19 protein-coding genes are annotated in these 20,328 nt (G+C 74.5%); 8 read left to right on the plus strand and 11 right to left on the minus strand.

Going from position 1 to position 20,328, the window contains the following annotated elements; all coding sequences use genetic code 11:
• The first annotated feature begins 63 nt into the window (after nt 1–63).
• The 6 genes from G8E01_RS01155 (at nt 64) to G8E01_RS13010 (ending at nt 8,502) form a co-directional block, all read left to right on the plus strand.
• Nucleotides 64–2,454: a glycoside hydrolase family 2 TIM barrel-domain containing protein gene (locus G8E01_RS01155; protein WP_166314712.1), complete on the plus strand. Its 2,391-nt coding sequence runs from the start codon at nt 64–66 to the stop codon at nt 2,452–2,454.
• Between the two features lie 64 nt (nt 2,455–2,518).
• Entirely contained in the window at nt 2,519–4,873 is a 2,355-nt protein-coding gene (gene cofG, locus G8E01_RS01160; protein WP_166314715.1) for a 7,8-didemethyl-8-hydroxy-5-deazariboflavin synthase CofG, read from the plus strand.
• Nucleotides 4,870–6,378 (plus strand): FAD-dependent oxidoreductase, encoded by a 1,509-nt coding sequence (locus G8E01_RS01165; RefSeq protein ID WP_166314718.1) that lies wholly within the window; start codon nt 4,870–4,872, stop codon nt 6,376–6,378. Before cofG ends, G8E01_RS01165 begins: the two co-directional genes overlap by 4 nt.
• On the plus strand, nt 6,375–7,385 hold the full coding sequence (gene fgd, locus G8E01_RS01170; protein ID WP_166314721.1) for a glucose-6-phosphate dehydrogenase (coenzyme-F420): 1,011 nt from the start codon (nt 6,375–6,377) through the stop codon (nt 7,383–7,385). The genes G8E01_RS01165 and fgd overlap by 4 nt, the downstream gene beginning before the upstream one ends.
• The gene (gene cofC, locus G8E01_RS01175) at nt 7,385–7,999 is read left to right on the plus strand and encodes a 2-phospho-L-lactate guanylyltransferase (protein WP_166314724.1); all 615 of its coding nucleotides are present in this window, start codon (nt 7,385–7,387) and stop codon (nt 7,997–7,999) included. The genes fgd and cofC overlap by 1 nt, the downstream gene beginning before the upstream one ends.
• Nucleotides 7,996–8,502: a methylated-DNA--[protein]-cysteine S-methyltransferase gene (locus tag G8E01_RS13010; RefSeq protein WP_166314727.1), complete on the plus strand. Its 507-nt coding sequence runs from the start codon at nt 7,996–7,998 to the stop codon at nt 8,500–8,502. Before cofC ends, G8E01_RS13010 begins: the two co-directional genes overlap by 4 nt.
• Before the next feature lie 4 nt (nt 8,503–8,506).
• On the opposite strand, the gene hemL is transcribed toward G8E01_RS13010, so the two are convergent.
• Entirely contained in the window at nt 8,507–9,823 is a 1,317-nt protein-coding gene (gene hemL, locus G8E01_RS01185; protein WP_166314730.1) for a glutamate-1-semialdehyde 2,1-aminomutase, read from the minus strand.
• Nucleotides 9,824–9,865: 42 nt separating this feature from the next.
• Here hemL and G8E01_RS01190 point away from each other — a divergent pair, with 42 nt between their 5' ends.
• Complete coding sequence (locus tag G8E01_RS01190; RefSeq protein ID WP_166314733.1) at nt 9,866–10,285, plus strand: DUF1801 domain-containing protein; 420 nt, start codon at nt 9,866–9,868, stop codon at nt 10,283–10,285.
• Nucleotides 10,286–10,355: 70 nt separating this feature from the next.
• A complete protein-coding gene (locus tag G8E01_RS01195) occupies nt 10,356–11,918 on the plus strand; it encodes a molybdopterin-dependent oxidoreductase (RefSeq protein WP_166314736.1) in 1,563 nt (520 codons plus the stop codon).
• A 9-nt stretch (nt 11,919–11,927) separates the two neighbouring features.
• Here the strand turns inward: G8E01_RS01195 and hemB are convergent, their stop codons facing one another.
• From hemB to G8E01_RS01245, 10 genes are all read right to left on the minus strand, one after another.
• A complete protein-coding gene (hemB, locus tag G8E01_RS01200; protein ID WP_166314739.1) occupies nt 11,928–12,911 on the minus strand; it encodes a porphobilinogen synthase in 984 nt (327 codons plus the stop codon).
• A complete protein-coding gene (locus G8E01_RS01205; RefSeq protein ID WP_166314742.1) occupies nt 12,908–13,756 on the minus strand; it encodes a uroporphyrinogen-III synthase in 849 nt (282 codons plus the stop codon). The genes hemB and G8E01_RS01205 overlap by 4 nt, the downstream gene beginning before the upstream one ends.
• The gene (gene hemC / locus G8E01_RS01210; protein ID WP_166314745.1) at nt 13,753–14,790 is read right to left on the minus strand and encodes a hydroxymethylbilane synthase; all 1,038 of its coding nucleotides are present in this window, start codon (nt 14,788–14,790) and stop codon (nt 13,753–13,755) included. Before hemC ends, G8E01_RS01205 begins: the two co-directional genes overlap by 4 nt.
• A 6-nt stretch (nt 14,791–14,796) precedes the next feature.
• Nucleotides 14,797–15,474, minus strand: a complete 678-nt coding sequence (gene hemQ / locus G8E01_RS01215) for a hydrogen peroxide-dependent heme synthase (RefSeq protein WP_166314748.1) — start codon at nt 15,472–15,474, stop codon at nt 14,797–14,799.
• A gap of 56 nt (nt 15,475–15,530) precedes the next feature.
• A complete protein-coding gene (locus G8E01_RS01220) occupies nt 15,531–15,797 on the minus strand; it encodes a hypothetical protein (protein WP_166314751.1) in 267 nt (88 codons plus the stop codon).
• Nucleotides 15,787–16,206, minus strand: coding sequence for a phage holin family protein (locus tag G8E01_RS01225; protein WP_166314754.1), 420 nt, complete (start codon nt 16,204–16,206; stop codon nt 15,787–15,789). Before G8E01_RS01225 ends, G8E01_RS01220 begins: the two co-directional genes overlap by 11 nt.
• Nucleotides 16,206–16,523, minus strand: coding sequence for a hypothetical protein (locus tag G8E01_RS01230; RefSeq protein ID WP_166314757.1), 318 nt, complete (start codon nt 16,521–16,523; stop codon nt 16,206–16,208). The genes G8E01_RS01225 and G8E01_RS01230 overlap by 1 nt, the downstream gene beginning before the upstream one ends.
• An 80-nt stretch (nt 16,524–16,603) precedes the next feature.
• Complete coding sequence (locus G8E01_RS01235; RefSeq protein WP_166314760.1) at nt 16,604–18,082, minus strand: protoporphyrinogen/coproporphyrinogen oxidase; 1,479 nt, start codon at nt 18,080–18,082, stop codon at nt 16,604–16,606.
• Nucleotides 18,082–19,119 (minus strand): uroporphyrinogen decarboxylase, encoded by a 1,038-nt coding sequence (gene hemE, locus G8E01_RS01240; RefSeq protein ID WP_166314762.1) that lies wholly within the window; start codon nt 19,117–19,119, stop codon nt 18,082–18,084. The genes G8E01_RS01235 and hemE overlap by 1 nt, the downstream gene beginning before the upstream one ends.
• Nucleotides 19,120–19,158: 39 nt before the next feature.
• Entirely contained in the window at nt 19,159–20,256 is a 1,098-nt protein-coding gene (locus G8E01_RS01245) for an AI-2E family transporter (protein WP_166314765.1), read from the minus strand.
• Nucleotides 20,257–20,328: the final 72 nt, after the last annotated feature.

Here is a 20,328-nt window from a genome sequence, read left to right on the forward strand (position 1 = left end):
GCACCCCACCCCACGCCCGGCGCGGACGCCGGCGCAGACCGCCCCGCACCCGGAGGAGACCCCATGACCCGCACCCCCCTCACCGACGGTTGGCGCGTGCGCGCCGCGAGCGGCCCGTTCGCGGCCGTCGCGGGCGAGGAGCCCGCCCGCCCCGTGCGCCTGCCGCACGACGCGCTGCGCGACGCGGAACGCACCCCCGACGCCCCCGGCCGCGGCGCCGGCGCGTACTACCCCGGCGGCGCCTTCGCGTACCTCCGCGACCTCGAGGTCCCGGCGTCCTGGCGCGAGAAGACGATCCTGCTCGAGCTCGAGGGCGTGTACCGCCGGGCGCAGGTGTTCGTCGACGACGAGCTCGCCGGCAACCGCGCGGACGGCTACGCCCGGTTCTTCGTCGATCTCACCCCCTACCTCCGCTTCGGCGGGACGAGCCGGATCCGCATCGAGGCGCGCGCGGGCCAGGACTCGCGCTGGTACTCGGGCGCGGGCCTGCACCGACCGGCCCACCTGCACGTCCTCGACGCCGTGCACATCGCGCCAGACGGCGTGACGGTCGCGACCCTGCGCGTCGAGGACGAGGAGGCTATCGTCGAGGTGCGCACCGCGGTCCGCAACACCGAGCGCACGACGCGGACCGTGCGCGTCGCCTCGTCGATCGCCCGCGGCGGCGAGGTCGACCGCGACGCCGCGCCGGTGACGCTCGCGTCCGGCGAGACGGCGCTCGTGCGCCACCGCCTCGCCGTCCCCGCGCCGCGGCTGTGGTCGCCCGACGACCCCGCGCTCTACGAGGCGACCGTCGCGCTGGACGACGCGGATCCCGTGACCGTCACCTTCGGGATCCGCACCGTGACCGCGGACGCGCGCCGCGGCCTGCGGATCAACGGCGAGCCCGTCCTGCTGCGGGGGGCGTGCGTCCACCACGACAACGGGCCGCTCGGGGCCGCGGCGGTCGGGCGTGCGGAGGAGCGCCGCGTCGAGCTGCTCAAGGCCGCGGGGTTCAACGCGATCCGGGCCTCGCACAACCCGCTGTCGGTCGCGATGCTCGACGCGTGCGACCGCCTCGGCATGCTCGTCATGGACGAGGCATTCGACATGTGGACCCGGTTCAAGACGCCCTTCGACTACGCCGCCGACTTCCCGCAGTGGTGGGAGGAGGACCTCCGCGCGCTCGTGGCGAAGGACCGCAACCACCCGAGCGTCATCCTGTACTCCCTCGGCAACGAGATCGCCGAGGTCGGCACCCCCCACGGCGCGCGCTGGGCGCGCCGCCTCGCCGAACACGTCCGCGCGCTCGACCCCACGCGCCTCATCACGAACGGCGTCAACGCGCTGTTGGCCGTCATCGACGAGGTGCCGCAGATCGTGGAGGAGAAGGGCGGCCTCAACCAGGCCGCGAGCGAGGGCGACCCGTTCAACGAGATCGGGTCAAGCGACACCGCGACCCGGCGCATCGAGGAGTCGAGCTCCGTCCTCGACGTCGTCGGGCTGAACTACGCGGACGCCCGGTACGCGGCCGATGGCGAGCGGTACCCGCACCGCGTCATCGTCGGATCCGAGACCTTCGCGGGGCAGATCGGGCGGCTGTGGCCGCTCGTCGAGGCGCACCCCCACGTGATCGGCGACTTCACGTGGACGGGCTGGGACTACCTCGGCGAGGTCGGGATCGGATCCACCGCGTACGCGGACGACCCGACCGCCGCGCCCGGGCTGGAGCGGGAGTTCCCGTTCCTGACCGCGTGGACCGGCGACATCGATATCACCGGGCACCGGCGCCCCGTCTCCTACTACCGCGAGATCGCCTTCGGCCTGCGCGCCGAGCCGTACATCGCGGTACGCCGCCCCGCGCACCACGGATCCGCCATCGCCCAGCCGTCCCCGTGGGCGTGGAGCGACGCGGTGTCGTCCTGGACGTGGCGCGGGTTCGAGGAGCGGCCCGTGACCGTCGAGGTCTACGCGCGCGCCGAGCGCGTGCGCCTCCTCCTCGACGGCCGCGAGATCGGGGAGGCCGCGGTGGGGGAAGACCGCCCGCTCGTCGCGACGTTCGAGACGACGTACCGCCCGGGGAGGCTCGAGGCCATCGCGCTCGAAGGCGGCGTCGAGGTCGGCCGCGAGGTGCTCGAGACCGCCGGCGACGCGCGCCTCGTCGCCCTCCCCGATCGCGAGCGGATCCGGGATGACGCGGAGGATCTCGCGTTCGTCGCGCTCGAGCTGCGCGACGCCCAGGGCCGCCTCGTCGCCGACGACGACGTCGAGGTCCGCGTCGAGGTGCAGGGCCCCGCCGAGCTCAGCGGCATGGCGAGCGCGAACCCCAAGACAGCGGAGCGATTCGACGCGAGCGCCTGGCGCACCTTCGACGGCCGAGCGCTCGCGGTCCTGCGCCCGACGGGCCCCGGCACGGTGCGGATCCGGGCGGTCTCCCCGCGCGGCGAGGCGATCGCGCGCGTCGAGGTCGGCTGACGGGCCCCGCGCGGACCCCCCTTCGCGCGCCCGGCGCCCCCGGGCGGTGGGAGACTGGGCGGTGATGAGCGTGACCTCCCCCTCCCCCCTCGACCGGGCCCTGGCGCGCGCGGAGCGCGGCGGGCGCCTGGACGCGGCAGACGCCGAGGCGCTCCTCGGCGCGACCGGCCCCGCGTTCGAGCGGGTCCTGGGCCTCGCGTCCCGCGCCCGCGACGCGGGCCTCCGGCGCGCGGGGCGCGCAGGGATCATCACGTACTCCCGCAAGGTGTTCATTCCGCTGACGACGCTGTGCCGCGACCGCTGCCACTACTGCGTCTTCGTCGACACCCCGGGCCAGCTCCTCGCCGCCCACAAGCCGCCGTACATGAGCGCCGCGCAGGTCCTCTCGGTCGCGCGCCAGGGCCAGGCGCTCGGCTGCAAGGAGGCGCTGCTCACCCTCGGCGACCGGCCCGAGGCGCGCTGGGACGAGGCGCGCGCCTGGCTCGACGACCACGGGTACGCCTCGACGCTCGACTACGTCGGCGCCATGACCCGGCTCATCCTCGACGAGACGGGCCTGTTGCCCCACCTCAACCCCGGCGTCATGCGCCCGGAGGAGCTCGCTCGCCTGCGCGACGTCGCGCCGTCCATGGGCGTCATGCTCGAGACCACCTCGCGCGCGCTGTTCGAGAACCGCGGCGAGGTGCACTACGGATCCCCGGACAAGGATCCCGCGGTGCGCCTGCAGCTCCTGGAGGACGCGGGACGGGCGAGGATCCCGTTCACGACCGGGATCCTCGTGGGCATCGGCGAGACGATCGCGGATCGGGCGGAGTCGATGATCGCGCTGCGCGACGCGCACGAGCGCCACGGGCACCTGCAGGAGATCATCGTGCAGAACTTCCGCGCGAAGCCGCGCACGGCGATGCAGCACGCGCCGGACGCGCAGCTGATCGAGTACGCCGCCGCGGTCGCGGTCACGCGCCTCGTGTTCGGCCCGGGCATGCGCGTGCAGGTCCCGCCGAACCTGCAGGACGCCGTCGAGCTCGAGCTGCTCGCGCGGGCGGGCGCGGACGACTTCGGCGGGGTCTCTCCGCTGACGGCCGACCACGTCAACCCCGAGCGGCCGTGGCCGCACCTCGACGACCTCGCGGCGCGCACGGCCGAGCTCGGCTTCACGCTGCGCGAGCGCCTGACGGCGCACCCCGAGTTCCTCGGGCCCGAGTGGATCTCGCCCGCACTCCGCGGCCCCGTCGACGCGCTCCGCGACCCGGACACGGGCCTGGCGCGCGAGGGCGCCGTGCCGGTCGGGGCGGCGCCCGGCGATCCGATTCGGCACGCCGGCGCGCCCGCGTCCCCCACGCTCAGCGCGCCCGGCGGCCTCATCGCCGCGGTCATCGAGCGCGCCGCGCAGGATCCGGGATCCCTCGGCGACGACGAGTGGGAAAGGCTCCTCACCGCGACGGGCGACGAGCTCGACGCCCTTGTCGACACGGCGGACGACGTGCGCCGGTACACGGTGGGCGAGGCCGTCAGCATCGTCGACAACCGAAACATCTCGTCGTCGCTCTTTCGTGCGCGGGGCGGCGCCGAGCCCGGCGCCTACGACCTCGAAGGCCTCGCCGACATGGCGCGCGACGCCTGGAGCCTCGGGCTCAGCGAGATCTGCGTGCAGGGGACCCTGGCCCCGGGCGAGGATCCGCACGCGTACCTCGACATCGCCCGCACGATCCGCGAGGCGGCCCCCGGGATACACCTCCACGCGTTCCGCCCGCGCGATATCGCCGACCTCGCGGACCGGACGGGCCTCGGCGTCGCGGGCGCGCTCGAGGCGATGCGCCAGGCCGGCGTCGACACGGTGCCGGGCACGGGGGTGAAGATCCTCAACGAGCGGGTGCGGCAGCTCGTCGCGCCGGAGGACCTGGGCATCGACCGCTGGCGCGAGATCGTCCGCGCCGCGCACGCGGCCGGGTTCTCCTCCACCTCCGTCCTCTTCTACGGCCACGTCGAGACCGCGGCGGAGCGCGTCGCCCACCTCCGCGAGCTCCTCGCCATCCAGGCGGAGGCCGGCGGCTTCCGCGAATTCGTGCCGATCCCCCTCCCGGGCGGCGGCACGCCGCTCGTCCCCGGCCGCGCGGCCGCCGACGAGCACCGCGCCATGGTCGCCGTCGCGCGCCTGATGCTCACGGGCAAGATCCCGCACGTCCAGATCCCCTGGCCGCGCCACGGGCGGGCCGCATCGGCCGCGCTCCTGCGCGCGGGCGGCGACGACCTCGGCGGCACGCTGCGCGACGGCCGGGTCGGCGCCGCGAGCGGGGTCGAGGCGGGCGCGGAGCTGCCGGTCGAGGCCGCGCGCGCCCTCGTGAAGCCGCTCTTCCGCCCGCTGCGGGTGCGCACGACGACCTACGGGGACGCGCGCTGCGTCGAGGTGCCCGCGTGACGGGCGCGCTGCGGGTCGACGCGGTCATCGTCGGCGCGGGGTTCGCGGGCATCGCGCAGGCGCTCGCGCTCCGGGAGGCCGGCGTCGAGTCGTTCGTCATCGTCGAGCGCGCGGGGCGCGTGGGCGGGACGTGGCGCGACAACACCTATCCCGGGATCGCGTGCGACGTGCCCTCGCACCTCTACAGCCTCGCGTCGCACCCATCGCCCGCGTGGTCGCGCGTCTTCGCCCCGGGCCACGAGATCCAGGCCTACCTCGAGAAGATCGTCGCCGACGAGGGCCTCGGCTCCCACATCCTCTTCGACACCGCGCTCTCCGCGGCCAGGTGGAGCGGATCCGACTGGGCCGTCGAGACGACGGGGCGCGGCCCGGGGCGCATCGTGTCCGACCACCTCGTGCTCGCCGCCGGGCGCCTCACCGAGCCGCGGATCCCCGCGATCCCGGGCCTCGCGACCTTCGGCGGCGCGCTGTTCCACTCGGCGCGCTGGGATCACGAGGCCGCCGGGCCTGCCGGGCTCGCGGGCCGCCGCGTCGCGGTCGTCGGGACCGGCGCGTCCGCGATCCAGCTCGTGCCGGAGCTGGCGCGCCTCGGCGCTCGCGTGACGCTCTTCCAACGCAGCCCCGCCTGGATCGTGCCCCGCGGCGACCACCCGATCGACGCCGCCGACCGCGCCCGATTCGCCGCGGATCCGGCCGCCCTTGCCGCGCACCGCGCGGAGCTCCTCGCCGAGGGCGAGGCCCGGCTCGCCTCGCGCTCCGGGGATCCGGTCGAATCGGCGCGCATGCGGGGCGTCGCGCTCGCCCACCTCGCCCGGCAGGTCGCGGATCCCGCGCTCCGTGCCGCGCTCACGCCCGACTACGCTTTCGGCTGCAAGCGGGTCCTCCTCAGCGACGACTTCTACCCCGCGCTCGCGTCGGGCGCGGTGACCCTCGAGCCGTCCGCGCTCGCCGAGGTGCGCGGGGGCGAGCTCGTCGCCGCCTCGGGCGCGCGCTACGAGGCCGACATGATCGTGCTCGCGACGGGGTTCGAGACCACGCGCCAGCCCTACGCTGGCCTCGTCACGGGCGAGGGCGACAAGACCCTCGCCGCGCACTGGTCCGAGGGGATGACCGCGGTGGCGTCCACCCTCGTGCCGGGCTTCCCGAACCTCTACGTGCTCAACGGCCCCAACGCCTCGCTCGGGCACAATTCGTCCGTGCTCCTGTCGGAGGCGCAGGCCGAGACGGCCGCCGCGCTCATCGCCGAACGCGTCACGGCGCCGTTCGCGTTCCCCGGCCCCGTGCGGGTGACGGCCGACGCGGAGCGCGCCGCGACCGCGGATATCGCGCGTCGCGCCGCCCTCACCCCGTGGCTCACCGGCGGGTGCGCGAACTGGTACGTTGACGACCGGAGCGGGAGGCTGACCCTTCTGTGGCCCGGCTCCGTCTCAGATTTCCGCGCGCGACTCACCCGCGCCCGCCGCGAGGCGTCGCCCGCCCTGCAGAACGAAGGAACCTCCTCATGACCGTGCCCTTCCGATTCGGCTACAAGGCCTCCGCCGAACAGTTCGCCCCGCGAGAGCTCCTCGACTTCGCCGTCGGGGCCGAGGAGAACGGCTTCGACTCGGTCTTCTTGAGCGACCACATGCAGCCGTGGATGCACGAGGGCGGGCACGCTCCCGCCGCCCTGCCGTGGCTCGGATCCGTCGGAGAGGCGACCTCGCGCGTCCTCCTCGGCACGTCCGTGCTGACGCCGACATTCCGGTACCACCCCGGCGTCATCGCGCAGGCGTTCGGCACGCTGGGCGCGATGTACCCGGGCCGCATGATCCTTGGCGTGGGGACGGGCGAGGCGCTCAACGAGGTGACGCTGGGGCAGGCCTGGCCGGATCCGCCGGAGCGCTTTCAGCGGATGAAGGAGGCCATCCTCCTCATCCGCGAGCTGTGGCGCGAGGAGCGCGTGAGCTACGAGGGCACCTACTACCGCACCTCGAACGCGACGATCTACGACCGGCCCGACCAGGAGGTGCCGATCTACATCGGCGCGTCGGGTCCGGCGGCGACGCGCCTCGCGGGCCGGATCGCGGACGGCTGGATCACGACGAGCGGCAAGGCCCCCGAGCTCTACGCCGACAAGCTCCTGCCCGCGTTCGACGAGGGCATCGAGAAGGCGGGGCGCGACCGCGGCGACGTCGACCGGATGCTCGAGGTGAAGGTCTCCTTCCGCCCCGACCGCGACCGCGCGCTGGAGAACACGCGCTTCTGGGCGCCGCTCGCGCTGACGCCGGAGGAGAAGATGGGCGTCGACGACCCCATGGAGATGCAGCGCCTCGCGGAGGAGCTGCCCATCGAGCGCGCCGCGAGCCGGTTCATCGTCTCGGACGACCCCGACGAGCACGTCGCGCGGATCCAGTCGTACCTCGACCTCGGCTTCACCCACCTCGTCTTCCACGACCCGGGGCACGACCAGGCCGACTTCCTGGAGCTCTACGGGCGCGAGGTGCTGCCGAAGCTGCGCGGGCGGGTGGCGTGATGGGGTGGTCGATCGTCGTCCCCGTGAAGACGACGGCGTCCGGCAAGTCGCGCCTCGAGCTCCCGGGGGCGGACCGGCCGCGCATCGCGCTCGCGATCGCGCTCGACACGATCGCCGCGGCCGCGGCCGCGACGCGGGTGGACGAGGTCGTCGTCGTCACGAGCGACGACGACGTGCAGGCGGGCGTCGCCCAGTTCCCGGGCGCCCGGTGGCTCGAGGATCCCGGGATGAATCTCAACGGCGCCGTGCGCCTGGGGCTCGAGCGGGCCGAGAACGCCTCCCGCGCCGCCCTCCTCGGGGACCTCCCCGCGCTCACGCCCGAGGACCTCGACCGCGCGCTGGAGCTCGCGGGCGACGTGGAGCGCGGCTTCGTCGCGGACGAGGCGGCGCTCGGCACGACCCTCGTCACCTGGCGCACGCCCGCGACGTTCGAGCCGCGCTTCGGGGCCGGATCCGCCGAGAAGCACGCCGAGGCGGGCCACGCGCTCCTCGACGTGCCCGCGTCCTCGACGCTCCGGCACGACGTCGACACCTACGACCAGCTCGTCCAGGCGGAGGAGCTCGGACTCGGGCCGCGCACGCGCGCGCTCCTGGCGGCGTCCCGCGCGGCGTGACCTACCGCTACACCGCGACGCCCACGCCCATCGGCGCCGCCGTCGCGGTCTTCTCGGCCGGCGACCGCCTCGTCGCGCTCGGCACGGCGGAGGATCCGGGCTGGGTCGTCGACGCCGTCGCCCGCGAGGTGCGCGGATCCCTCGCGCCCGCGGACGCGGACGTCGCGGGGCTCTCCGAGCAGCTCGAGCAGTACTTCGCGGGCGAGCGGACAACGTTCGACGTCGAGATCGACTGGTCGCTGTCGACCGGGTTCGCGGCCGAGGCGCTGCGCCTCGTGGCGGAGATCCCCTACGGCGAGACCGCCAGCTACGGGGAGATCGCCGCGCGCGCGGGCCGGCCGCGCGCCGCGCGCGCCGTCGGCACGGCCTGCCGCTTCACCCCCATCACGCTCGTCGTCCCCGCGCACCGCGTGATCCGCTCCGACGGATCCGTCGGCGAGTACGCGGGGCGCGAGGACGTCAAGCGCTTCCTCCTGGACCTCGAGGGCGCGACGGCCCGCTGACGGCTCAGCCGCGCGCGGCCGCCCGCGCGGCGCCCGGGAGCGCCTCCTCGATCCGCGCGAGCGCGGCGTCATCGTGCGCGGCCGTGACGAACCACGCCTCGAAGATGCTCGGGGGCAGGTGGACGCCCGCGTCGAGCATCGCGTGGAAGAACGGCGTGAACCGCGCCTGGTCCTGCGCCTTGGCCTCGTCGTAGTCGCGCGGCGCCGCGTCGCGGAACGCGAGGCCGAACAGCGTGCCGACGCGCGGGATCGCGTGGGCGAGCCCCTCGGCCGCGAGGGCGCCGGTGAGCGCCGCGATCACCCGATCCGCCGCGGCGTTCAGCCGGTCGTAGACCTCGGGCGTCGCGCGCTCGAGCGTCGCGATGCCCGCCGCGACCGACAGCGGGTTCCCGGAGAGGGTCCCCGCCTGGTACACGGGCCCCGTGGGTGCGAGCTGTTCCATGACGTCGCGGCGCCCGCCGAGGGCCGCGAGCGGCATGCCGCCGCCGACGACCTTGCCGAAGGTGAGGATGTCGGGCAGGTAGGCGTGCCCCGCCTCGACCTGGCGGCCCCACTCGCCCGCGGGGTGCACGCGGAAGCCCGTGAGCACCTCGTCGACGATCAGCAGGGCGCCCGCGGCGTGCGCGATGTCCGCGAGGGCCGCGTTGAACCCCGCCGGCGGCTCCACGACGCCCATGTTGGCGGGGGCGGCCTCGACGATAATCGCGGCGATCCGCTCGCCGTGCGCGGCGAACACGGCGCGCACGGCGTCCAGGTCGCCGTAGGGGACGACGAGCGTCTCGGCCGCGACGCCGGCGGGCACCCCCGCGGTCCCGGGCAGCGCGAGCGTGGCGACGCCGGACCCGGCGGCCGCGAGGAGGCCGTCCGAGTGACCGTGGTAGTTGCCGTCGAACTTCACGAGCAGGTCGCGGCCCGTGACGCCGCGCGCAAGGCGGATCGCGGTCATCGTCGCCTCCGTCCCGGTCGAGACGAGGCGCACCTCCTCGACGGGCGCGAGGCCGCCCGCGCGCACGCGCGAGGCGATGAGCTCGGCGAGGCGGACCTCGCCCTCCGTCGGGGCGCCGAAGGACAGCCCTTGGGCGGCCGCCTCCTGCACCGCGGCGACGACCTCGGGGTGGGCGTGACCGAGGAGGGCCGGACCCCAGCTCGCGACGAGGTCGACGTACTCGCGACCGGCCGCGTCCGTGACGTACGCGCCGCGCGCCGAGGCGAGGAAGCGCGGGGTGCCGCCGACGGATCCGTATGCCCGGACGGGCGAGTTCACGCCGCCGGGGATGACGCTGCGGGCATGGCTGAAGAGCTCGTCGTTGCGATCGGTCATGCCTCCATTGTCTCGCGGCCGCGGTGGGGAGAGGATGGGCCCATGGCCGAGAACAAGACCCAGCCCACCGACGCGAGCGTCGAGGACTTTCTCGCCGCCGCCGCGACGCCCCGGCGACGCGAGGAGGGCGCCGTCCTCGACGCGCTCTTCCGCGAGGTGACGGGGGCGGATCCGGTCATGTGGGGTCCGTCGATGGTGGGGTACGGATCCTTCGCGTACGTCTCGCCCGTCAACCCCCGCACGCGCGGGAGGTGGCCGCGCGTGGCGTTCTCGCCGCGCAAGGCCCGCCACTCGCTCTACGGGCTGAAGGACGCTCCGGAGGGCGCCGCGCTCCTCCCCGAGCTCGGGACGTACTCCGAGGGGGTCGGGTGCGTGTACGTGAACGGGCTCGGCGACATCGACCTGGACGTGCTCAGGCGGCTCGTCCGCCTCGCCTGGGAGGCGACGGCGGACGCCGCCTGACCCATCCGATCCGCGCCGGGCGACGAATATCCGAACGAGGGGACACCGGCGCCCCGGGAGGCGGGAGATCATGGCGCAGGACACCGAGCGGGTCTGGCCCTGGAGCGCGCTGGCGGGAGTCGTCGCGGCGGCGGCGTTTCTCGCGACCGCGGAGGCGCTCGCCCTCGTGGCGAGCCCGGGCGGCGGGCCGCTCGTCGCGGTCGGGGGCGTCGTCGTCGACACGATCCCGCGCCCGCTGAAGGAGCTCGCGATCTCCCTCTTCGGCGCGTACGACAAGGTCGCGCTGTTCGCCGGCCTCGGGCTCGCGGTGCTCGTCGCCGCGGCCGCCGCCGGGATCCTGCAGTACCGCGCGCGCCCCGCGGGCGTCGCGATCGTCGGGGTCGCGGGGGCCGCTGCCGTCGCGGCCGCCGTCACCCGGCCGGGCGCGCCCGCGTGGGCGTGGGTGCCGGGCACGGTCGGCGCGATCGTGGGCGCGGTCGTGCTCATGCTGCTCATCGCGCGGCTGCGCGCGTGGCGGGCCGCGCCCGCCGTGCCCAAGGACCCGGCCGCGCCGCGCGGGCTCGACCGCCGCGCGTTCTTCCGCGCGACCGCCGTCGCCGGCGCCGCGGCGGTGCTCGTCGGTGTCGGCGCGCGCCTCGTGGACGCGGCGACCTCGAGCGCCGAGGCGCTGCGATCCGAGCTCCGCCTGCCGAGCCCCGGGCGCACGGTCGAGGTCCCGGCCGGCGCCGACTTCGAGATCGAGGGGCTCGCGCCCATCGTCACCCCCAACGCCGACTTCTACCGCGTCGACACGGCGCTCGTCGTACCGACCGTCGACCCCGCGACCTGGACCCTCCGGATCACGGGGCGGGTCGAGGAGGAGGTCGAGATCACCCTGCAGGACCTCTTCGACATGGGCCTCGACGAGTACGGCGTGACCCTCACCTGCGTCTCGAACCCGCTCGGCGGCGACCTCGTCGGCAACGCGATCTGGCTCGGGGTCCCCGTGCGCGACGTGCTGGCCCTCGCGCGGCCCGACGCCGACGCCGACATGGTGCTCTCGCGGAGCGTGGACGGCTTCACGGCCTCGACGCCGCTCGGCTCGCTCACGGACGACGGGCTCGACGCCATCATCGCCGTCGGCATGAACGGCGAGCCGCTGCCGCCCGAGCACGGCTTCCCCGTCCGCATGGTGGTGCCGGGCCTGTACGGCTACGTCTCCGCGACGAAGTGGCTGACGGAGCTGAAGGTCACGACCTTCGCCGAGGACGAGGCCTACTGGACCCCGCGCGGCTACTCCGCGAAGGCGCCGATCAAGTTCTCGTCCCGAATCGACACCCCGCGCACGGGCACCCCGGTCGCCGCGGGGCGCGTTCCGATCGCGGGAATGGCGTGGGCGCAGACCGTCGGCATCGAGCGCGTGGAGGTCTCGATCGACGACGGCGCGTGGCAAGAGGCCGAGCTGTCGAACCCCATCAACGACGACTCGTGGGTGCAGTGGCGCCTGGACTGGGACGCCTCCCCCGGCACCCACTACGTCGCCGTCCGCGCGATCAACCGCGACGGCGAGACGCAGATCGAGGAGAGCGCCCCGATCTATCCGAACGGATCCTCCGGCTGGCAGCGCCTCCTCGTCACCGTGAACGAGGGGTGAGGGCGAGCCTCAGAGCCCGGAGCGGATCCAGCCCGCCGCCTCCACGGCCCAGTAGGTGAGGATCGCGTCGGCGCCCGCGCGGCGAATCGCCATCAGCGAGTCGAGGATCGTGGCCCGGCGGTCGATCCAGCCGTTGCCGGCCGCGGCCTCGACCATCGAGTACTCCCCCGACACCTGGTACGCCCACACCGGCACGTCCACGGCCTGGCGCACGTCCGCGAGCACGTCGAGGTACGGCAGCGCGGGCTTGACCATGACGACGTCGGCGCCCTCCTCGACGTCGAGGAGGGCCTCCACGAGGCCCTCCCGCGCGTTGGGCGGATCCATCTGGTAGGTGCGCCGGTCGCCCGTGAGCTGCGAGTCCACGGCCTCGCGGAACGGCCCGTAGAACGCGCCCGCGTACTTGGCCGAGTAGGCGAGGATCAGGGTGTCCGTGAAGCCCTCGGCGTCGAGCGCGTCGCGCACCGCCTCGACCTGGCCGTCCATCATGCCGGACAGGCCGAGCAGGTGCGACCCGGCGCGGGCCTGGGCGAGGCCCATCGCCCGGTAGCGCTCGAGCGTGCGGTCGTTGTCGACGGCTCCGCCGGGCGTGAGGACGCCGCAGTGGCCGTGGTCGGTGAACTCGTCGAGGCAGAGGTCGGTCTGCACGACGAGCGCGTCGCCGACCTCCTCCGCGACCGCGGCGGTCGCGACGTTGAGGATCCCCTCCGGGTCATCTGCGCCGGAACCGACCGCGTCGCGCACGGCCGGCACTCCGAAGAGCATCAGCCCGCCGATCCCGGCCTCGGCGGCCTCGGCGGCCGCGCGGCGCAGGGAATCGAGGGTGTGCTGCTCCTGGCCGGGCATGGACGTGATGGGCTGCGGATCCGCGATGCCCTCCCGCACGAACATCGGCAGGACGAGCTGAGACGGCACGAGGTGCGTCTCGGCCATGAGGCGGCGCACGGCCGCCGAGGACCGCAGGCGGCGCGGGCGGCGGGCGGGAAAGCTCATGAGGCGTGCCCCCGCCGGGTCGCGGCCACGTCGAAGGTCCCCGTCTCGGGCACCGCCATCGCCTCCGGCGTCGGCGGCGGCACCGGCAGGTCGGCAAGCGCGTCGATGAGGGATCCGACCGAGCGCCGCGGCGCGACGACCTGGATCGGCAGACCCGCCTCGTTCGCGTCCTGCGCCGTGCGCGGGCCGATCGCCGCGATCACGGTCTGGTCGGGAATCTCGGGGAACTGCTCGCGCACCTGCTGGGCGACGGATCCGCTCGTCACGAGGATCGCGTTGACCCGGCCGTTGAGCACGTCTCGCGAGGCGCGCTCCGTCGCGGGCACGCCGACCGTGCGGTACGCCACGACGCTGTGCACGTCGTGCCCGGCGGCGCGCAGGCGGTCGCTCAGGACGGGCTTGGCGATCTCGCTGCGGAGCGTCAGGACGCGGCGCGGCTCGGTCTCGAGCGCGATCATCTGCTCGGCGAGGCCCGCGGCCGAGTTGTCGCGCTCTGGCACGAGGTCGACGGGGTACCCGACGGCCTTGAGCGCGGCCGCGGTCGTCTCGCCGACCGCGGCGATGCGCGTGGACGCCGGGACCTTCGCTCCGTAGGCGTGGAGGACGTCGACGGTCGTCGCGCTCGTCACGGTCACCCACGCGAAACGGCCCTCCGCGAGCTCGGCGAGCGCGGCCTCCAGCGGGGCCGGGTCGGCGGCCGGGGCGAAGTTGATGAGCGGGGAGACGACGGGAATCGCGCCCTGCGCGCGCAGGCTCGCGGCGACGCTGTCGCCCCAGGGGCCGCCCCGCGGCACGAGCACGCGCCATCCGGTCAGGGGCTTGTCGGTCTTGGTCTCGTTGGTCATGAGGTGGGGGATGCCTCTCTCGTCACGATGTCGGCTGCCCCGTTGTCCAGCAGCCGACGCGCGAGGTCGCTTCCGATCTCACGGGCGCGCCCCGAAAGGGCCGCGCTGTCGACAGCTGCTCCGCTGCCACGCCCCCGAATATACTCCTCGATCAGGCCCGCAAAACCCGGGATGCGCAGGCCGTTGTCCACGCTCACGTCGCTGGCCGGATCCGCGGCGTACACGCTCGCGCGGATCCGCACGTCCTCGCCCGTCACGGCGACGTGCACGCCGACGGGCGCGTGGCACCCGGCCTCGATGCCGCCGAGCGCCTCGCGCTCGACCGTCACCGCGAAGCGCGTGACCGGGTCGTCCAGCTCGGACACCCAGGCGCGCAGCTGCGGATCCGCGTCCTGCCGGATCTCGACGGCGAGCGCCGCCTGGCCGGCGGCCGTCGGCCAGCGCGCGAGCCCGCGCGGCTCGATATGGAGGCCGTCGGCGGTGGGAACGGACGCGCCGCCGGCATCGACGCGGCCGAGGCCGGCGGCGGCGAGGATCACGGCGTCGAGGTCGCCGTCGCGCACGCGGCCCATGCGGGAGTCGATGTTGCCGCGCAGATCGTGGGTCGCCACCCGCGGGTTGGCCCGGGCGACCTGCGCGATGCGGCGGGGGGACCCCGTGCCGACGCGCGCGCCGGAGGGGAGCGCGTCGAGCGGCGTGCCGTCGCGCGTGATGACGACGTCGCGCGCGTCGGCGCGGGCCGGGAGCGCCTGGATCACGAGTCCGGGCGCGGGCGCGACGGGCAGGTCCTTCAGCGAATGCACGAGCACGTCGCACTCGCCGGCGGCGAGCGCCTCGCGCAGGCGGGTCGCGAACACGCCCGTGCCGCCCAGCGAGGCGAGCGAGGCGCGGTTGGTGTCGCCCTCGGAGGTGATCTGCACGAGCTCGACGGGTCGGCCGGAGACGCGCTCGAGGGCCCGGGCGATCATGCCCGACTGGGCCATCGCGAGGCGGCTGCGGCGCGTACCGAGGCGCAGGGGGGTCGTGGTGCTCATGGCGACCTACCTGAGGACCTCGGGGACCTCCTCGAGAGGGATCCGCCGGCCCGTATAGAACGGGACCTCCTCGCGCACGTGGCGGCGCGCCTCGGTGTAGCGCAGCTCGCGCATCATGTCGACGAGCTCGGTCAGCTCGTCCGACTCCATCGGCAGCATCCACTCGTAGTCGCCGAGCGCGAACGACGCCATCGTGTTCGCCACGACGCCGCGGAAGGCGGCGCCCTTGCGGCCGTGGTCGGCGAGCATCGCGCGGCGCTCGCCGTCGTCCAGGAGGTACCACTCGTAGCTGCGCACGAACGGATACACGACGAGCCAGCGGCGGGCGTGCTCGCCCCGGAGGTAGCCCGGGACGTGGGCCTTGTTGAACTCCGCGTCGCGGTGCACGGCCATGCCGCTCCACGTCGGCAGGAGGTGCGAGAGCAAGCCAGTGCGGCGCAGGTCGCGGGTCGCGCGCTGCAGGTCCTCCGGCACCTTGCCGTGCAGCCAGATCATGAGGTCGGCGTCGGCGCGCATGCCGCTGACGTCGTAGAAGCCGCGCACCGTCACGCCGGTCTCCGCCAGCGCGTCGATGACGCGCTGGGCGCCGGCGGTGTCTTCCTCGGCGAGGGGGCGGTGCGGGTCGCGCCGCCACACGGTCCAGAGGCTGTAGTCGTCACCCGTGGGAGCAGAGATCTCGGACATGCCTCCATCATGCTCCCCCGACGGCTGGGAGAGTAATCGCCCAGGCGCCGGAGGCGTCAGCGCGAGGCGATGCGGGCGATCGCCCAGACGGCGGATCCGATCGCGGTCGCCCCGATGACGAGGGCGGCCAGCGCCGCCGCCGGCTTCTCGTCGGCCACCTGGCGCGCCTTCGTCACCGCGCGATCCGCGGCCTCGCTGATGCGCCGCGGGTAGTTCGCCTTGATCTCGATCGCCGCGAGCGCCGCCTGTAGCTCGACGCGCGCGAGCTGCACGGGGTCGTGGATCCCGCTCGGGACGATCGTCGACTTCTGCTCAGAACTCATCCGCGAACTCCTTCACGATGGCGGCGTCGGCCTTCGCGGCCGCGCCCGGGCTCTCGAGCCGCTTGATCGCCCGGACGTGGACGAGGTAGGCGTACGCGGCGCACGCGACGATCATGACCACGCCGATGCCGAGGACGATGAGCGCGCTCGCCCAGAGCGGCATCCACAGGTCGAGCAGGATGATGAGGAACGCGAGGAACGCCGGGATCGTCCAGAACAGGAAGAACAGCGCCGCGACCGCCATGATCGCCGTCCAGCCGCCGTGCTTGACGAGCTTGCCGACGTAGGTCTTCACGGCGCCCAGCTCGGCGCGGATGAGGTTCTTCACGAGCTCCGGCAGGTCGCCGAGCAGCGTGAACAGGCTGTCGTCGGCGCGATCGCGCACGGGCGACGGCGCGTGACGGGCCATCAGCTGGTCGCCTTCCGGATGTCCTCCGCGGCGTCCTCGACCTCGTCGATGGCGGCGTCCAACTTCTGTCCGGGCGTCGCGCCCGGCGCCGTCGTGGTGCGCACGACCTTCACGACGCCGTTCCACGCGATGCGCGGGACGGCCATGGCGCTCGCCTGCATGAGGCCCTTGGCCTTGCCGACCTGCTTCTGCACCGGCTCGAGCGCCCAGACGCGCTCGGCCTGCGTCTTGATCTGCTCGTAGCGCGCCCGCCCGGCTCGCGTGCCCAGCACGTATCCGACTCCCAGGCCGACGACCAGCCCGATCTTTCCTCGCATGGGGTGCCCCTTCGTGATCTCGATCAGCTGCAGCGGTCTCTACGTTAGGGGATGCATTCCCAAACGGGAATCTCTCCCGCTCAGTCCCCGGCGAACAGCAGTGCGCGGCGCACCCGGTCGGCCTCCGCGACCGCGTCGGGAACGACCTGCGCGAGACCCGTGCCCGACAGCCACGCGCCGACGGCGCCGAGTCCCGTCACCCCGCGGATCGCCTCGCGCGCGGCGGCGGCCTGGCCGCGCTGGCCGATCGTCGCGGCCGGCTGCGACTGGGCGTAGCGCTCACGTCGCGCGCCGAGGACCCGATCCGGCGGGATCGGGACGCCGAGCAGAGCCTCGGCCTCCTCGCGCGCGAGCTGTGCCACGCCCGCCTCGTCCAGACCCTCCGTGGCGGGGGGTTCCGCGGCCGAGCCGAACGACACCCGGATCACGTGGACCCCGGGCCCGGCCGCGTCGCGCACCCACGCCCACTTGGCGCTCGCGTGCGTGAGGGCCTTCGCGCGGTGGGATCCCGGGACGGTGAGCACGCCGGTGCCGCGCGGCGCGGCGTCCAGCTCGGGCGCGCGCACGACGAGCGTGACGATATCGACGACGGGCCCCGGCGCGGGCGGCTCGGCCTCCAGGTCGGCCGCGAACGGCGCCGCGAGCGCGCGCGCGGGGCCCTCCTCCGTCGCGAGCACGACGGCGTCGGCGTCGAGCGGATCCGCGGCGGGGTCGGACAGGACGACGCGCCACGCGTGCTCGGCGTCCTCCGCGCGCTCCAGGCGCGCGACGGGCGCGGAGGTGATGACGGCGGATCCGAGCTCCTCGAGGTGGCGCACGAGCGCCGCTACGAGCCCGCCCATCCCGCCGCGCAGGCCCTCGACGGCGCCGCCCGGCGCGCTCCGGCGCTCGGCGGCGAGCGCCGCGACGGCGCCCGTGAGCGAGCCCGCGCGGGTGACGGCGGCGTTCAGGCCGGGGGCGGCGATGTCCGGGTCGATGAGGTCCGCCGAGGCCGAGTACACCCCGGAGGTCACGGGCGCGACCAGCCGGTCGAGCGCGCGCGATCCGAGACGGGTGCGCACGAGCTGGCCGAGGGAGTCGGCGTGCCCGATCGTCAGCACGGGGCGGATCCGGTCGAGGTAGGCGCGCCACGCGCCCGGCCAGCCGAGGATGCGCCGGACGTCATCGGCGAACGGGTTCTGCGGGATCCCGAGGATCCCCCCGCGCGGCAGCGGGGCCGCGCCCACGCCCGGCACGCCTGCGACCCACGCGCCGCCCGCGCCCGCCTCGGGCGCGACGACCTCGCCGTCGAGCCCCAGCTCGTCGACCAGGCGGCGCACGTGCCCGCCGCGGGTCGCGAAGCTCTCGGCGCCCAGGTCGAGCGTGAGGCCAGCGACCTCGCCCGTGCGGATCGCGCCGCCCGCGCGCTCCGCCGCCTCGACGACGACGACGCGCATCCCCAAGCGGGCGAATTCGAGCGCGGCGACGAGGCCGCCGATGCCCGCGCCGACGATGACCACCCGGGCGGCCTCGGCCCGCTCGTGCAGCGCGGCGAGGTCGAAGGAGCCCTCGCCCGCCATCACAGGGAGTGCACGAGCTCGACGACGCGCGTGAGGACGTCCGGGTCGGTCTCGGGCGGGACGCCGTGTCCGAGGTTCACGACGTGGGAGCGCGCCGCGCGGCCGCGGCGGACGACGTCGCGGAGGTGCGCCTCGAGCACCTCCCACGGCGCCTGCAGCATGGCCGGGTCGATGTTGCCCTGCAGCGTGACGTCCGGGCCGACGATCGCGGCGGCCTCGTCGAGCGGCAGGCGCCAGTCCACCCCCACGGCCTCGGTCTCCCCGCGCAGCGTCATGTCCGAGAGGATCGGGCCCGTGCCGACGCCGAAGTGGATCCGCGGGACGCCCGTGACCCCGCCCAGCGCGGCGCGCGAGTGCGGCTCGACGAAGGCGCGGTAGTCGGCGGGTGACAGGGATCCGGCCCACGAGTCGAACAGCTGCACGGCGCTCGCGCCGGCGCCGACCTGGACGCCGAGGAAGGCGGCCGACAGCTCCGACAGCCACCCGGCGAGGCGGTGCCAGGCCTCCGGATCCGCGTGCATCATGGCGCGGGCGCGGAGGTGTTCCTTCGACGGGCCGCCCTCCACGAGGTACGCCGCGAGCGTGAAGGGGGCGCCCGCGAAGCCGATGAGCGGGATCCCCTGCGCCCCGAGCTCCGTCACCGTCAGCGCGACGGCCTCCCGGATCGGCTCGGCGCCGTCGAGGATCGACTCCACGGGGATGCTCGTGACGCGGGCGACGTCGTCGGCCGTGCGGATCGGATCCGCGAACACGGGCCCGCGGCCCGGCTCGATCTCGACCTCGACGCCCGCGATCTTCAGCGGTACGACGATGTCGCTGAAGAAGATGCCCGCGTTCACGCCGTGGCGGCGCACGGGCTGCAGTGTGATCTCGGCCGCCGTCTCGGGGTCGAGGCACGCGTCGAGCATCGCCGTCCCGACGCGCAGCTTCCGGTACTCGGGGAGAGAACGGCCGGCCTGACGCATGAACCACACGGGGGTCTGGTCGGGGCGGTCGCCGCGCAGGGCGCGGAGCAGGGGCGCGTCGGTGAGAGACATGCGCCCATCATGGCACCCCCTCCCCTGGGCCGCCCCTGGCTACGGCGTGCGGGGACGGATCGCGGGCGGATCCTCCTCCGCGGCCACGTCGTCGTCCCCGGAGAGCCAGCGCAGCCAGCGGGCGGACGGATCCGGTTCGAGCACGAGGGCGCGCGCGAGGAGCGTCAGGGGGATGGACAGGATCGCGCCGAGCGGGCCGATGACGAACGTCCAGAAGATGACCGAGAAGAAGCTCAGCGTGAGGCTCAGGCCGACGGCGTCGCTGACGAACTTCGGCTGGATGAGGACCTGCAGCGTGACGTTGACGACGATGTAGACCCCGACGACGATCAGCGCCGTGACCCAGTCGTTCGCGACGAGGGCGAGGGCGGCGGGCGGAACGAGGCCCAGGATGAAGCCGATGTTCGGCACGAAGTTCGTCACGAACGCGAGGATCGCCCAGACGAGCGGGGCCGGCACGTCGAGGATGTACAGCGCGATGCCGTCGATGATGGCGACGATGAGGCCGAAGGACGCGTTGACGACGAAGTAGCGCCGCACGCCCGCGCAGTAGGCCCGGATCCGGTCCATCGTGGGGCGGATCCGCGCGCCGAACACGCGCTCCGCGCCCGCGTAGCGCGAGACGTCGACGCCCATGAAGATGACGTACGCGAGCACGAAGAAGAACGCCGTGCCGACCGACACCGCGCTGCCGGAGAGCGAGGTGGCGATGCCCAACAGGTTGGAGGCACTGAGGAGGGACGAGAGCTGCGCGCCGATCTGCGCGCTCACGCCGAGGTCGTCGAGCCAGGCCGTGACCTGGCTGGTCATCGCCGACACCTCGGGGAGCAGTTCCGTGACCAGCCGGATGAACTCGACGATCGCGAAGGACATCAACAGCGCGAGGACCGCGAGGACGACGTAGGCCACGAGGATCACCGCCGTGCTCCCGACCCACCGCGGGGCGCCGCGGCGCACGACGGCGGGGCCGACGGGATAGCAGATGATGACGATGATCGCCGCGAGCGCGAGGGGCCCGAAGATGTCGCGCGCGAGCCACAGCCCGGCGAGGACGAGGACGGTGCCCGAGAGGACGACGAGGATCCGGATCGCGGGCGGCATGCTGCCCGGAGCCGACGCGGCGCGATCGGTAGTCATTCGCTCAATATACGGGTCGCCCCGCCCCGCGCCCCGCCGGCGGTCGCGCGGGTAAGGCTCCCCTATCTTCTC

The sequence above is a fragment of the Microbacterium excoecariae genome, assembly GCF_011326725.1.
Lineage (GTDB): Bacteria > Actinomycetota > Actinomycetes > Actinomycetales > Microbacteriaceae > Microbacterium > Microbacterium excoecariae.